Source organism: Alistipes shahii WAL 8301 (assembly GCF_025145845.1).
Lineage (GTDB): Bacteria > Bacteroidota > Bacteroidia > Bacteroidales > Rikenellaceae > Alistipes > Alistipes shahii.
Genome location: NZ_CP102253.1, coordinates 2,146,346 through 2,161,934 on the forward strand (window position 1 = coordinate 2,146,346; position 15,589 = coordinate 2,161,934).

The 15,589-nt window shown below is 57.4% G+C and carries 8 protein-coding genes; 7 read left to right on the plus strand and 1 reads right to left on the minus strand.

What is annotated here, in order from left to right; genetic code table 11:
- Nucleotides 1-16: 16 nt before the first annotated feature.
- Complete coding sequence (locus NQ492_RS09120) at nucleotides 17-3,181, minus strand: SusC/RagA family TonB-linked outer membrane protein (protein WP_231839867.1); 3,165 nt, start codon at nucleotides 3,179-3,181, stop codon at nucleotides 17-19.
- Between the two features lie 824 nt (nucleotides 3,182-4,005).
- Between NQ492_RS09120 and NQ492_RS09125 the strand changes: the two genes are divergently transcribed.
- The 7 genes from NQ492_RS09125 (at nucleotide 4,006) to NQ492_RS09155 (ending at nucleotide 15,567) form a co-directional block, all read left to right on the plus strand.
- On the plus strand, nucleotides 4,006-6,042 hold the full coding sequence (locus NQ492_RS09125) for a DUF6259 domain-containing protein (RefSeq protein ID WP_044054718.1): 2,037 nt from the start codon (nucleotides 4,006-4,008) through the stop codon (nucleotides 6,040-6,042).
- Between the two features lie 205 nt (nucleotides 6,043-6,247).
- Entirely contained in the window at nucleotides 6,248-7,912 is a 1,665-nt protein-coding gene (locus tag NQ492_RS09130; RefSeq protein ID WP_050794758.1) for a DUF6377 domain-containing protein, read from the plus strand.
- A 237-nt stretch (nucleotides 7,913-8,149) separates the two neighbouring features.
- On the plus strand, nucleotides 8,150-9,391 hold the full coding sequence (locus NQ492_RS09135; RefSeq protein ID WP_259874137.1) for a 3-keto-disaccharide hydrolase: 1,242 nt from the start codon (nucleotides 8,150-8,152) through the stop codon (nucleotides 9,389-9,391).
- Nucleotides 9,392-9,477: 86 nt separating this feature from the next.
- On the plus strand, nucleotides 9,478-10,758 hold the full coding sequence (locus tag NQ492_RS09140; RefSeq protein ID WP_015547244.1) for a Gfo/Idh/MocA family oxidoreductase: 1,281 nt from the start codon (nucleotides 9,478-9,480) through the stop codon (nucleotides 10,756-10,758).
- 24 nt (nucleotides 10,759-10,782) lie between these two features.
- Nucleotides 10,783-14,124, plus strand: a complete 3,342-nt coding sequence (locus NQ492_RS09145) for a DUF1080 domain-containing protein (protein ID WP_259872890.1) — start codon at nucleotides 10,783-10,785, stop codon at nucleotides 14,122-14,124.
- 142 nt (nucleotides 14,125-14,266) lie between these two features.
- Complete coding sequence (locus NQ492_RS09150) at nucleotides 14,267-14,680, plus strand: hypothetical protein (RefSeq protein ID WP_014775546.1); 414 nt, start codon at nucleotides 14,267-14,269, stop codon at nucleotides 14,678-14,680.
- The gene (locus tag NQ492_RS09155; RefSeq protein ID WP_259872891.1) at nucleotides 14,677-15,567 is read left to right on the plus strand and encodes an IS3 family transposase; all 891 of its coding nucleotides are present in this window, start codon (nucleotides 14,677-14,679) and stop codon (nucleotides 15,565-15,567) included. Before NQ492_RS09150 ends, NQ492_RS09155 begins: the two co-directional genes overlap by 4 nt.
- Nucleotides 15,568-15,589: the final 22 nt, after the last annotated feature.

The following is a 15,589-nucleotide window of genomic DNA, read 5'->3' on the forward strand; positions in this document are numbered from 1 at the left end:
GTTCAGGTATTTTGGTTTAGAAGTTCAGGTTTACACCGATCGTAACGGTGCGGACTTGAGGATACTGGTTACCGTAGCTGGCGCTCAATTCGGGATCCCATAATTTGAAATCGCTGAATGTAAGCAGATTGACGCCTTGAACATAGAATCGAACCGCTGAGAAACCTGCTTTTTTGGTCCATGCCCTGGGAAGCGTATAGCCGATTTCGGCGTTCTTCAGGCGCAGGAAGCTCATGTCGCGCAGCCAATAGGTCGATGCCTGCTGGTTGTTGTCGACCTTCTTCATGGCCAGGCGGGGATAGGGAGCGTTGGGGTCCTGGTTGTCCAGCGTCCAACGCTTTTCGGCTACGTCGGCAAAAATCTGTCCCGACCGTTTGATGTTCGAAGCCTGTCCGAACAGGTTGAAACCGCTGATGATACGGGTCGTATTGGCGACGCCCGAGAAGAATACCGAAATATCGAATCCTTTCCAGTTGAGGCTGGCGCCGAAGCCGTAGTTGATCTCCGGAATAGTCGTATAACCGATGGCCACCTTGTCGAACGTGTCGACTACGCCGTCGCCGTTGATGTCGCGGTATTTGATGTCGCCCGGACGGACATCGCCGAAATTCTGTTTCGGCCAGGTGGCGATGTCTTCTTCGGATTCGAACAAACCCTCGGCGATAAGTCCGAACTGCTGGTTCTGGGCGAATCCCGCCAGGTTCTGGTATTTCCAGATCTGATCCGGTTTATCGTCGTAGAGTTTTTTGTTGCGGTTGTAGGTGAAGTTACCGCGTGCCGACAGGCTGAGGTCCTTGTTGAACTGATGGTCGAATTCGAGCGACAAATCCACGCCCTGATTCTGCATCCGGCCCAGGTTGACATACTGGGCGACCTTGGTTCCTACCACCGACGGAGTCGATTCGCGCTGGATGAAGATGCCTTCGCGTTTCTCGTAGAAGTAGTCGGCCTGAATACGGACCTTGTTATACAGTCCCAATTCGATACCTACGTCGGCCTTCGTCGCCTCTTCCCAGGCCACGTTGGCATTGCCGATCTCTCCGGTCGTGTAACCGTTCGTCGGAATACCCGTATAGATCGTGCCGCTGGGGCCCGTGGTTCCCCAAACGAAACCGGGGGCGGAGACGTTCATCGTCGTGTTATAGGCGAAACGACGGCTTCCGCCGATCTGGTCGTTACCGATTTTGCCATAAGAACCTCTGATCTTCAGTACATTGATCTTGTCGCGCAGCGGCTCCCAGAATTTCTCGTTGCTGATCATGTAACCCAGCGCATAGGCGGGGAAGAAACCGTATCGCTTGCCCGGAGCGAAGTTCTCCGAACCGTTGTAGCCGCAGTTGAACTCCAGGAAATATTTGTCCCGGAAGGCGTAGGTGACGCGGGCCGCAATACCCATGTTCCGATAGGGGAAAGCCGCGATATAGGTTCCGGGGACGTTATTGGTCCGGTTGCGTACGCTGTAAAGGAACAGGGCGCTTACGCGGTGGTCATCGGCAAAGAGCCGTTCGTAGGTGAGGCTTCCCTCGAAGTTGATCGTCGTCCAGCCGGCATTGGACCGCGCGAGCGACATGTAGCCCGTTCCGACGACCGTCTGGTCGAAAATCAGGTTGCCGTCCTCGTCGCGGCCGGTGGCCGAATAGACGTTGGGGGAGTAGGCCCGGTTGAGGGTCGTCGAGTTCTGGGCGTCCCATGAAAACTTGACGTTGGCCTTGAGGCCCGGCGTGATGATATCCGAAAAGTCCTGGGTCAGCGACATCAGCGACTGGGCGACGACGTTCGCGGTCCGTGCGTAGCCCGAGTTGTTGAGCATGTTGTAGGGGTTGGTGCTGCCGTTGTCCGAAGCGATGGCGAGCGTGCCGTCCGAATAGATGGGTGCAGTCGAGATCGGCGTCGAAAGCATGGTGTAGTTGTACAGGTCGGCCAACGAGCTGTTGGGCTGGTTCGTCGTCGTGTATTGGGTCGACAGCGAGAGCCCGAGTTCCGTCGACTTGGTGATGTTGATGTCGATGTTCGAACGGAAATTGAACTTGTTGTAGTTCATCTGGGCGTCGTAACGCTTGTTGTCGGCGATGTTGAAGATACCGCCTTCGGTGTAATAGGACGACCCCACGTAATAGCGCACCTTGGGGGAACCGCCCGCCACGCTTACGTTGACGCGGCCGGTCATGGCCAGGTTCTTGAAAATTTCCTTCGTCCAGTCGACGGACGGATAGAGGTCGGGATCTTTGCCGCTCAGGTACATCTGGCGCTCATAATCCGAAAAACCCTGCTCTCCGGTCGGGCTGTCCCGGCACAATTCGTCGTAGAAATCGAGCCATTGCCTGGTGTTGGCCATCTTGGGCAGCTTCGTCGGCTGGGTCATGCCGAATTCGGCCTTCACGTTGATCTTCGGCGTTCCCTCCATACCGCGCTTGGTGGTAATCAGGATGATGCCGTTCGCTCCGCGCACGCCGTAAACAGCCGTTGCGGTGGCGTCCTTCAGGATCGAGAAGGTGGCGATGTCGTCTGCGTCGACCAGGTCCATGCTGCGTTCGATACCGTCGACGAGCACCAGAGGCGTCGTGCTGCCTGTTCCGAACGTATTCACGCCGCGGATCCAGAATTCGGCGCTCGATCCCGGCTCGCCCGTACGCTGCATGACGACCAGACCGGCGAGTTTTCCGGCGAGGCTCGATGAAAGTTGTCCTGTGGATACTTTCAACTCTTTGGCGTCGAGCGTGTTGATGGCTCCGACGATGCTCTCTTTGCGCTGTTTGCCGTAGGCGACTACGGTCACAGCTTCCAGTTCGGAGGTTTTGCGGACCAGTTCGACGACGATATTCTTTCGGGCGCCCACCGGAATCTCCTGCGTTTCATAACCCAGGTAGGAGATCACGATCACATCGGTCGGAGTGACCTCGAGCGTAAAACTGCCGTCGTTGCCGGTGATAACGCCGCGGGTGCTGCCTTTGACGGTGACTGTCGCACCCGGGACTCCGGCCTTGGTCTCGTCGAATACCTGACCGGTTAGCTTAAATTCCCCCCCCCTCTCTTGCGGAGCCGATACCGCCTCGGAAAGGTCGTTTACGGTATACTCGAATCTTGGATTCGCGCTCAATTCCGTAATCGGGATAAGCCCCGGAATCAACACACACACCCAGGGCACTATTTTACAAAAGAGCTTTTGTATAGTCATTGTCATATTTCCTCATTTAAATTACTTGATAAAGTTTGGTACGGTTCCTACGTGTGTCCGTCGGACGGTCCGTCCAGGTTCAATTTTGTTATTGCAAACTGCAAAACAACGAGAGATTGTGAAATTCGGGAAGTCAATAGTTTTCGATTTGGCCGGTGTCATTTAACCATAGGCGTCCGTTTTTTTAGGTAAAGTTAATAGTTTGTCGGTATTGGTATTCAGTTAGTTATCGGTCTTTGGCGGAGTCGGGTGTGTCGTTTATAGGACTCGTATCACATAATTTTACGGCAATGCTCGGTTAAAAGTATTCATTATGCAAAAGCAAATATAACAATAAAATTATTATCACGTGTATTTTTGGTAAGTTTTTTTACTTTAAAAAGACAGGGAGGATGTCCGGTAAGGTTGGTTTTTGGGGGTTAAACTATTGATAATCAATGGTTTTATTTGCTTCGGCGGGGCGTTTCCGAATAAAAATATTTCCTTGCCTATGGCTGGAATCAACTCGGTAAAAGAATATGGTTTTGTTGTATAAGTTGTTGTTGATTAGAATATTGAACGATATTAGGCGCGGTGGAAGGGTCTGTGGCCTCTTAAAATGCGATACCCGATTCGTTCGTGAAGGGGATCGAAAAGTTTTTTATGAACTTCCCGTTGTTTGAGAAATATTTTTTGTTTACTTTTGTTCGAAAGGGACGTTTCCGAACCATATAACTCCCTGCCGGATATATACCTTATAATATAAAGCGCCGGAAATGCCCGTAACAACCGGTCGTCGGTACGAAGCGGCAACACACGACGGACAACCCGAAATACACTGTCAAAATATGATGAAACGAATCTGCAAGCTGTCGGTATGCCTGCTATTGCTGAACCTGCCGACTTTCGCCCGATGCCAGACTGCGGTAAGCCGGACCGGCGACGATTACACCCTGTCCAATCGATATGTGGAGGCCGTTTTCGGCGCCGGCAAGGTTTTCGGGATTAAAAAACTGGTGCTGAACGGCCGTTCTGTGGCTCCCGAAGGGCAGAACGACCGGCCGTGGGCGCTCGTCTACAAAGGCCCGCAGGGCGAGAATCCCGAGTTGCTGCCCGAACACGCTGTTTACGAGGGAGTCGGGGTACGCGACGATGCCGGGGCCAAAACGCTTGTCTTCACGTGGCAGTTGACACTCGATTACTCGCCGGTGAAATATCCTGTCCGGATGTACGTCACGCTGCCCGACGGCGGCGAGTTGCTGCAATGGAACCTGGAGGCCGATCTGCCTGCCGGATGGCTGGTCACCGACGTGAAGTTTCCCCGCATCGTAATCGACCGTCCGGCGGCCGGTAAAGTGATTACGACCGAAGGCTGGGGTGTCGAAAAACCGCTCGACATTGCCACTTTCGAGGCTCGCTATCCCTCGCATGCTTCGGCTATGCAGTTCGTGCTGGTGCACAACGGCGACGGAGCCCTTTACTACGGCACAGAGGACCGCCGGGGCTGCGGCAAGACCTACTCGGTGCAGTGTACGCACAAAACGGTCGTCTTCAATGACGCGATTCCTGCTTCGGCCGGCTGGATCGAAAACGGAACGTTCCGCCTGCCCTGGACTTCGGTCGTGGGCTTTGCCCCCGAAGGTTGGGAGGACGCCGTCGTCCGGTGGTATCGTCCTTTCACCTTTACGACCGAGTGGGGCAGCAAACCGCTCTCTGCACGTAACATTCCGCAGTGGTGCTATAACGCCGACGCATGGGTGCGCGCTAAATACGTCGGCGACGATACGTTCGATGCGGTCAAAAGCGCCGCCGAATACTTCGGCGATGGATTGGGTGTACACTGGTACTTCTGGCACAACCATCCCTACGATACGCACTATCCCGACTACCTGCCTGCCAAAGAGGGCTTTGCCGGGATGGTCCGCGCCGTTCAGCAGTCGGGGGCCCGGGTCACGCCTTACATCAACGGCCGTCTCTGGGACCCCGCGGCGGACAGCTATAAGCGCGACCGCGGTTACGATGCTTCGTGCCGCAAGCCCGACGGATCGCTCTATACCGAAATTTATCCCACCTCGAAGGTTCTCAATACGGTGACATGCCCTTCGACCGCCATCTGGCACAGGAAGATTATCGGACTGGTCGACAGTCTCCAGACCGGGCTCGGCGTCGACGGCGTCTATATCGACCAGATTTCGGCAGCGGCGCCGGAGCCCTGCTGGAACGAGCGCCACGACCACCCGGTCGGCGGCGGGAGTTTCTGGTACGACGGCTACCGCAGGCTCATCGGCGAAATCCGCGCCAACCATTTGCAGGAGGGGAAAATTCTGACCAGCGAAGAGAACGCCGAGTGTTACATCGACCTGTTCGACATGCTGCTGGTGGTCAATACACCCCACGAGGAGAACGCCTGCGTCATCAAACCCGTATTCCCGATGGTTTACTCCGACCGTGCTGTTACCAGCGCATTTACCTACACGCCCGCCACGGCGGATAAAATGGGCCTCGGCGACTTCCGTTACGAACTGGCCAAAGCCCTGTTGTGGGGTTCGCAGATCGGGTGGGTCGATCCGCGGCCGCTGATGTCGGAGCGCGCGGCGAAAGAGGCCCGCTTCATGAAGACGCTCATGGACTTCCGCCGGGGAGTGCATGATGTGGTGTACGGGGGCTTGTTTATCCGCGAGTTCGCCCCGTCGGGCGATAATCCGGTCGTCCGGATTCCCGGATTCGGCGACGATGCTTCGGTGTTGGCCGCCGAGTGGCTAAAACCCGACGGAAAGCGGGTTTACCTGATCGTCAACATGGACGACAAGGCGCACACGGTCTCGCTGCCGGGTGTCGGCAAACCGGTCGGGATGGCCGGAGCCTCCTGTCGGCGTATCGACTTGTAACCGTCGTCCGGTCTTCGGGGATAATCCGTAAGGAGCTGATTTAGGAGTCGGTACGGGTGTTGCTGTCGTCTTCCGGAAGCCGTCGGCGAGTGCCTTTCGGCGCTGCTTTCCGGTCTCTTATCCCTGTTGTTCGGTTTAAATTGACGTATTCGGTTTGCAAAGCCTGGCTTTTTTGTTAAATTTGTCCGACCCAAAACTATTGACGATGCCTCTGCGGATTATCCTTCGTTTCTGCGTGTTTTTCTCGTTGGCTGCGGCGTGCCTCCTGCCGGTAGGATGTACACCGCAGGAGAGCTATTCATTGCAGACCCGGGCCGCATTGGAGCGGTTGGATGCGGAGCTGGCGCAGAAAGCCCGCTATCAGCAGTGGCGCCAGGAGCAGGCCGACGAGTTGCGCGGCCGCATCGACGCCAAGGCCCCGACGGCTGAACAGGCGGAGCAGGTGTTCGCAGTGGCGCAGGTTTTCGTGACTTTCGATCTCGACTCTTCGGCCTATTACGTCGACCGGCTCTACCGGCTGGCCGAACGGAGCGGTTCGCGGTATGAGCGGCGGCTGGCCTTGCTGGCCGATATCGATGTCTGGCTGGGCCGCGGGCAGACCAGTTACGCCGAAGCTATTTTCCGGAAAATAGATACCGTCGGTATGACTCCGCTTGAGTATGGAGCATGGTATCTGTGTTTTTGCTCGGTGGCTTCCCGGCGTTATTCCGAGGTCGAGGACCCGCACCAGAAGCAGGCATGGCGTGATACGGTGTTCCTGACGCGCCGCATTTCGGTTCCGGGGCTGAGCGAATTTACCCGGGCGCGCATGGAGGCGCTGAGTCTTCGCGACAGTGCGCGCTGTGCGGAGGCGCTGCAATTGCTGGAGCCATTCACGGCCAAAGTCCTGAGTTATCCCGAACGTGCGTTGCTCTATTATGCCATGTCGGACATCGCCCGGAAAATGGGCGACGAGGACCTGTCGGCGTACTGCCTGGCCGAGTCGTCGATCTCCGACCTGTGCGCCGGAACCCGTTCTTACTATTCGCTCTACGACCTGGCGCTCCGGCTTTTCGACCGCGGGGACTTCGACCGTGCCGCGGCCTATATGGGTTCCACTTTCGACGATGCCGTGCGCTGCAAGTCGATCGCCCGGATTCCCAACTCTTCGGCGGCGGCAATGAAGATCAGCGAGGCCGTGGCGGCCAATATCGCCGGACGGCAGACAATGATGATCGTGGTCATCTGCCTGGCCGGAGTTTTCCTTGTGGTGCTGACTGTCGTGCTGTGGTTCGTGCTGTGGCAGCACCGCCGCCTGCACAACAACCACGAAAAACTGATCCGCATGAGCGATATGCTCCGCGAAAAGAACCACGAATTGCTCGGCAAGAACGATCATATCCGCCAGATCAACGGCGCTTTGGTCGATTCGAACCGCATCAAGGACCGTTATGTCTGTCACTATATCGACCTCTCGGTGCGCTATATCGGACAAATGGACGCTTTTCGCCGCGAAGTGTGCCACATTGCCAAGACCCAGGGCGCCGATGAACTGGTGCGCCAGCTCAGCATGTCGCAGACCATCAACGGCGAGTACCTCAAATTCTACCAGTCGTTTGACGCCTCGTTTCTCGATATTTTTCCGCATTTCATCGAGCAGGTCAACGAACTTTTGCAGCCCGAATCGCGCTTCGCTCCCCGCACGGACTCTTCACTGACGACCGAACTGCGGATTCTGGCTGCCCTGCGGCTCGGAATTACCGACAGCGGGCATATCGCTTCGCTGCTCAACTGCGCCTCCGCTACGGTCTATACCTACCGCACCAAACTGCGCAATGCCGCGCTCGACCGCGACGATTTCGAGTCGCAGGTCGCCCGGATCGGGTTGTAAAGATCTCCGGAAATCTATATAATACGGGGTGTCATACTTGTTTCTATTAGTTTGATTATTAATTGTATATAGACTTATATCGGTCTATATAGTGCATCGCGCGTGTAGCGGCATGCCTGAAAATGGATAACTTTGTACATCCGCTAAAGATATCCACTAAACCAACATAAAATGATACTACCAACTACTTTTTGCGGCAAAGTCACCGGCGTGTGCGGCTTTGCGCTGCTGCTCACCATGGCCGTTTCCTGCGGTCCCCGCCACAACACACTCAGCGAATCGGAGATCGCCTCCGGCTGGGAATTGCTCTTCGACGGGAATAGCCTGGATCAATGGAAAGACTTCAACGGGGACTCTCTGACCCAGCCGTGGCACGTTGTCGACGGGTGCATCCAGGCTAACGGCGACGGGAGCGACCTTTCGGGTTATATCGTCACCAAGAAACAATACGAAAACTTCATCGTAGACTGGGACTGGAAGCTCTCCTACGGAGGTAACAGCGGCATGCTTTACCACGTCGTCGAGAATCCTTATTTCAAGGTTCCCTACGTCACGGGTCCCGAGTACCAACTGATCGACAACGATGGTTGGGAGTCTCAGAACGCTCCGACGAAGCTCGAAGAGTGGCAGAAGCTGGGCGTGGACTACGCGATGCACCTTCCGACTGCGGATTCCCTGTTTGTCAATCCGCAGGGCGAGTGGAACTCGTCGCGCATCGTCTGCGACAACGGCCACGTGGAGCATTGGCTCAACGGCCGCAAGATCCTCGAATTCGAAGCCTGGACCGACGACTGGTTCGCCCGCAAGAACAGCGGCAAATGGGAGACGGCTCCCGAATACGGACTGGCGCACCGCGGCGTGCTGTGCCTCCAGGACCACGGCTACCCCGCTTCGTTCCGCAACCTGAAAATCAAGGAGCTGCCCCGCAAGGCCGGCCGGGAGGTCGAACTCTTCAACGGCCGCGACCTCACGGGATGGGAAGCCTACGGAACCGAGAAATGGTATGTCGACAAGGACGGCCTGCTGGTCTGCGAGAGCGGTCCCGACAAAAAATACGGTTACCTCGCCACGCGCGAATACTACGATGATTTCGACCTGACGGTGGAGTTCAAGCAGCTCGCCAACGGCAACTCCGGCGTCTTTTTCCGCTCGTTCGTCGAGCCGCCGGTGAAGGTCCACGGCTGGCAGTGCGAAGTGGCACCGAAGAACCACGACACGGCGGGCATCTACGAGTCCTACGGCCGCGGATGGCTGGTGCAGATTCCCGACGAGAAGGAGTCGATTCTCAAGGAGGGGGATTGGAACACGCTGCGGCTGAAGGTCCAGGGCGACCGCGTGCAGACGTGGCTCAACGGCGAGGAGATGGTGGACATCACCGACGCGAAGATCGGCGCCGCGCAGGGACGCATCGCCTTGCAGATTCACGACGGAGGAGGCATCAAGGTCCTCTGGCGCAACATCCGGCTGACGACCCTGTAAACAAACGGCGGTTCCCATCCGACGGAACCGCTGTTTCCTCTACCTATTTTATTGACTGCATCCAAAAAAACACAACCTGAAATACTATGAGTAACCGCAGAGATTTTCTGAAAAAGGCAGGCGGGCTGGCGCTGCTGACCATCGTGCCGCGCAGCGTGCTCGGAGGCACCAAATTCGTCGCCCCGAGCGACCAGCTCACGAAGGGCATCATCGGCGTGGGCGGCATCGGCAAGAGCAGCTATCATTTCACCTCCAACGATGCATGCCGCCTGGTGGCGGTCTGCGACGTCGACCGCAAACACCTCGAAAGCGCCATCGCGCTGGGCCGCAAGAAGTTCGACAAGACCCTCGAAAGCTATCACGACTACCGGGATCTGATCACCGACCCCAACGTCGACATCGTACACATCGCCACCCCGCCCCACTGGCACGGCATCATGGCCGTCGAGGCGGCCAAGGCCGGCAAGGACATCTGGTGCGAGAAGCCGATGACGCGCACCATCGGCGAGGGCAAGCGCGTGGTGGAGGCCGTCCGGCAGAACGGACGCATCTTCCGCCTGAACACCTGGTTCCGCTTCAAGGACACCTTCTACGGACTGGGCACGACGGTCGAACCGCTCAAGAAACTCGTCGACAGCGGCCTGCTGGGATGGCCCCTCAAGGTGACCATCTCCGGAGCCACGGGATTCACCTGGAAATTCTTCTGGGTGGGGCAGGAGAACCTCAAGCCCCAATCCGTCCCGGAAGAGCTGGACTACGACATGTGGCTCGGCCCGGCGCCCTACAAACCCTACAACAAACACCGCGTGCACGCCACGTTCCGCGGCTACTGGGACTACGACGGCGGCGGACTCACGGATATGGGACAGCACTACATGGACCCCGTGCAGTACCTGTTGGGCAAGGACGACACCTCGCCCGTGAAGATCGAGGTCGACGCTCCGCAGCAGCATCCCGACGCCGTGGGCATCTGGCGCAAGATCGTATACACCTACGACGACGGCTGTCAGATCGTCCTCGAAGGCGAGGGCTACGAAAGCAAGGGCAAGGTCCCCTACATCGAAGGTCCGCTGGGCAAGGTGTATCAGGGTTTCGAGTGCACGATTCCCGACGTCATGGAGAAGATCGCCGAAATGCCCGACCCCGAACCGCAGAACACCGATTTCCTGGCATGCGTGCGCAACCGCGAGCCTTTCGCCCTCGACGAGCTCAAGGGACACCGCAGCTCCACGCTCGTGAACCTCGGGGCATGCGCCCTGCGCCTGAACCGCACGCTGCATTTCGATCCCGACAAGCAGCTCTTCGTCGGAGACGAGGCCGCAAACCGGCTCATCGACCAGCCGATGCGCACGCCGTGGAAAATCTGATAACGTCCAAAACCTGAAAAAAACATGAAAAAGATATTTATCACCATACTCCTCGCCGCCCTGATGCCCTTCGCAGCCGGTGCGCAGGACGCGCGCCAGCGCACCGCCGAGACGATCGTTGCGGACGCCCTGGCCCAACTCCCGGCCCAGACGCCCAAGGCGTTCGACAGCCTGATGCAGGAACTCGCGGCGACCGGAGCCGACGGAATCCGGATGATGGCCGCCATGCTCGTGCCCGCAGCGGAAGGCAAGAACGCCCCCGTGGAATACGCCATCAACGGGGTGGTGAGCTACGTGACCGCCGCAGGCCGCGAAGAGCTGGCGCGGGAGATCCGCGCCGGACTGACGGACGCCGTCGCCGCCTCGACGGACAAACCCAACCAGGCATTCCTGCTCTCGCAGCTGCAACTATGCGCAACGGCGGCCGAAGCCCCCGTATTCGTGAAATACGCCGCGGACGAATACCTCGCCGACTACGCCGTGCGCGGACTGATCTCCACGCCCGGAACCGACGGGGAGATCCTCGCACTGATCGACGCAAGCCCGGCCCCGGACGCCCTGCTGGCCTATGCCGCCGCGGAGAAGCGCCTTGCGGCCGCAGAGCCCGCGCTGCTGAAATGGGCCGCAGACCCCAAGGCCGGCACGCCGACGAAAGAGGCTGTCTATAACGCGCTGGCCAAGTGCGGCACAGCCGCCTCGATCGCGCCGCTCGCAGCAGCCGCAAAGGCCGACGGATACGCCTTCACGAAAACGGACGCAACGGGCGCCTACGTCGCCCTGCTCGCACGGCTCGCGGCAGCAGGAAACAGCAAGGCCGTCGCCGCCGCCAAGGCCCTGCGCAAAACCGGCATGCCGCAGAACGTCCGGGCCGCAGGTCTGGGAATAGTCCTCGGCACGGACGCCAAAAAACAGACGCCGGAACTGCTCGCCGCGCTCAAAGACGCCGACAGGGCCTACCGCTGCGCTGCGCTCGATTACGCGAATGCCTTCGCCGACGAGGCGCTCTATGCCGCCCTCGTCAAGAAGCTCCCGTCGCTGAGCGACGCCGCGCAAACGGATGTCGTAAGCTGGCTGGGAGCGCGCCACGCCGCATCGCAGAGCGCCGCCGTGGTTGCCGCCATGTCGTCGCCGGACGATGAGCTGGCCCTGGCAGCCGTCCGTGCCGCCGGGAAGATCGGCGGACAGCAGGCGCTCGACGCATTGATAGCACAACTGGGAGGCGCGCATGCCAAAGAGGCTTCCGCAGCCCTCGCGGCTTTTAACGGAAAGCCCAACGCCGCATTCGTCGCGGCCCTCGACGGCGACCCCGCCACGCAGGCCAATGCGCTGAAGCTCGTCGCCAAGCGGCGCATCACGACCGCGGCCGACAAGGTATTCGCCCTGCTCGGATCCGGCGACAAGGCCGTACGCACGGCAGCTTACGACGCGCTGGCCGGCGTCACGACCGCCGGCGATTTCGACCGCCTGTGCGACCTGCTGGACAAGGCGCAGGGAGACGACGTGAAGGCCCTGCAGGCCGGACTGAGGAACGCCCTGGCGCCGGCGGCTCCCGACATGCAGTACAAGCTGGTGGCGGGACGCATGGCCGCAGCCCCGCAGAAGGCCCGCTACTACCCCCTGCTGGCGCAGGCCGCCACCGATGAGGCCATCGGCGCGCTGCTGAAAGCCGACGACCCGAAAGCCGCCTTCGCAGCCCTGCTCACGGTGAAGAACCCCGTGATGATCGACGTGCTCTACGAACTGGCCGGGAAGAACCCCGACTGGACCGATGCCGCCATCTCGCGTTACACCGATTTCGCAACGGCCTCCGACAATACGCCGATGCGCAAATACCAGCTTTACCGCAAAGGACTGGAAGCCAACCCTTCGGCCAAAACGCAGAACAAACTGCTCAAAGCGCTCTCCAGGACCCCGGTATTCCCCGCCCTGGTACTCGCCGTGAAGTATATGGACGCTCCCGCGACGGCCGAAACGGCGGCATTGGTCGTGAAGACCGTCGCCGCGAAGAACCCCGGCATGGGTGGTCAGACGGTAGCCGCAGCCCTGAAAAAGGCCCTGGAAGTATACGTCGAACTCGCCAAGGCCGACGCCGATGCAGGATATGCCGTCGACGAGATAAAGGGACTTATGGCAAAACTCCCCGAGGCCGGATTCGAGCCCCTGTCGCTCGAACCGGAGAACCGGAAAGCCGTAGTCGGAAACCCCGAGACCCGCAAGGCCATGAAGCCAAAGGCCCTGGCAAAGGCACAACTGGAGGCTGACGCAGCAATGGCGCAAAAATGGTCCCTGACAGACGGTATCCTCACGGCCCAAGCAAACGCTCCCGCGATCCAATTCCCGAAGCAATACGAAAACTTCGAGATGATTCTCGACTGGAAAACTCCTGGAGAGGCCGGTATCGCGGTAAGGGCCATTCCGCAGATTCGTTTGGGCGGTGTGTCCGGTACGGGTATGCTGGCGGACGATAAAGGTGTTGCGGATGCCGATAACCGGCCGGGTAATTGGAATACACTCTATGTAAAGGTCGTGGACGACCGTATCACCGTCTTCGAAAACGATGTGAAAATAGTCGAGAATGCCGTGATGACCAATCCGGATATGCCGGGTGAACCCGTCGGTATCTGCGGTTGCATCGAACTGATTGCCGGCGCGGCTCCCGTCGAATTCCGCAATGTATATGTAAACGAGCTGCCTTCGACGCCTGTTTTCGAACTTTCGGCGGAAGAGGCTGCTGAAGGATTCGAAGTGCTTTTCGACGGTCGGTCGCTCCACAAATGGACCGGCAATACGACCAATTATGTGCCGCTGAACGGTACGATCGATGTGACGGCGCAATACGGCGGTTCGGGCAACCTCTACACCAAGAAAGAGTATAGCGACTTCGTGCTGCGTTTCGAGTTCCGTTTCATTCGGGAGGGCGTCAACAACGGTATCGGCATCCGCACGCCGATGGGCGTCGACGCTGCGTTCGAGGGGATGGAGATTCAGATTCTCGACCACGACGCACCGATTTACAAGGATATCAAAAACTACCAGCAGCATGGTTCGGTTTACGGTGTAATTGCCGCCAAGCGAGTGAAATTCCCGCCGCTCGGTGACTGGAACGTGGAGGAAATCCGCGCCGTGGGCGATCGGATCACCGTGACGGTCAACGGAGAAGTGATTCTCGATGGCAACATCCGCGAAGCCTGTCAGGGCCATTGCGTAGGCGACCCGGGCGAGAAGGGCAACCACTATATGATCGACCATCGGAATCATCCGGGACTGTTCAACAAGAGCGGTCACCTTGGTCTGCTGGGGCATGGCGCAGGTATTCAGTTCCGCAATCTGCGGGTGTTGGACCTGAGTGCTTCAGGGCGTAAATAGGCTGAAAATCGTTACCCGTCCGGAGAAATCCGGACGGGCGGCGGCTTTCACCCCGTCCGCTTTTGACCGCCGTTGTCCGGAAGTGCGAATAACCGGGTTTTTGTCCCGTCCTGAAAAAGGTTTACAGAAAAGAGTAAATCTTATGCAGCAAACAACGAATTCAGACTTATCACGTCATTATTTACCGCGTCAGTTGCGTCATCTGATTTTACAGGAGTATTTGAGCGGAGTCAAGACGGCTCGCCAACTCTCCGAAGAACATGGTATTCCCATGTCTACGATTCATAAGATGGGTCAGCGCTGGAAAGCGAAAAATAGTTGTAGCTTTGTGAGTACCCCTAATCCTTATCCGATCATGTCCCGCGTTACGAGTGAAGAAGCCAGTGAATTATTATCCGAGAACAAAGCCCTTCGGCGGCGCTTGGAAGAGGCTTTATTACGTCTGGAAGGCTATGAGATCATGGGAGATATCCTTCAGGAAGAATACGGTATCGACCTGCTAAAAAAATCCGCAGCCGGACAGTCCAGCGTCTCAAAGAAAGACACACAGCAATGAGCCTGTCGTTTCTGTGCGGGTTGTTCGGCTATACCCGTCAGGCCTATTATAAACATTTACGGCGTAATAGGGAAGGATCCTTGTCCGACACCCTTCTTTTGGAGCGGGTGGGTTACTACCGGAAACTGATGCCCAGGCTCGGCGGTCGTAAACTGTGGCATTTGCTGCAACAAGACGGATTTCCGGTCAGCCGGGATCGGTTATTTACGCTGCTTTCGGAAAACAATCTTCTGGTCAAACGTCGGAAGAAATACAGCGTTACGACCTGCTCGCGGCACTGGATGCGTAAATATCCGAATCTGATCCGGGGTTTCGACCTCGAGCGGCCGCATCGTTTATGGGTCGGAGATATTACGTACATTTCTTTGAAAGAAGGATTTGCATATCTGGCTTTGATAACGGATGCCTATTCCAAACGGATCGTAGGCTATGATCTGAATACGACATTGGAACGGGACGGAGCGCTCCGTGCACTGAGGATGGCCATAGACCAGACTCCGCAGCAAAAACGGCAAGGGTTAATCCATCATTCGGACAGAGGATGCCAATATTGTTCGAAAGAATATGTGAAATTGCTGACCGATAATGGGATTCGCATCAGCATGACTGAAAAGGGCGATCCGTATGAGAATGCCGTTGCCGAACGGGTGAACGGTATTCTGAAGAGCGAATGGATCGACGAGGAATGTTTTGAAAGTTTTCAGGCAGCAAAAGAACGCATCGACCAGATCGTTATCCTTTATAATTCATTCAGACCTCATGCCAGCTGCGATTGGCTTACGCCCTTGGAAGCGGAACTTAGAACCGGGAAACTCAAACATCATTGGGGCCGAAAGACGGTTGTTCGGAAGGCATATGTAAACTTATATCAGGACAATATTTTTTGAACCAAAATGTTTATCTTTAATT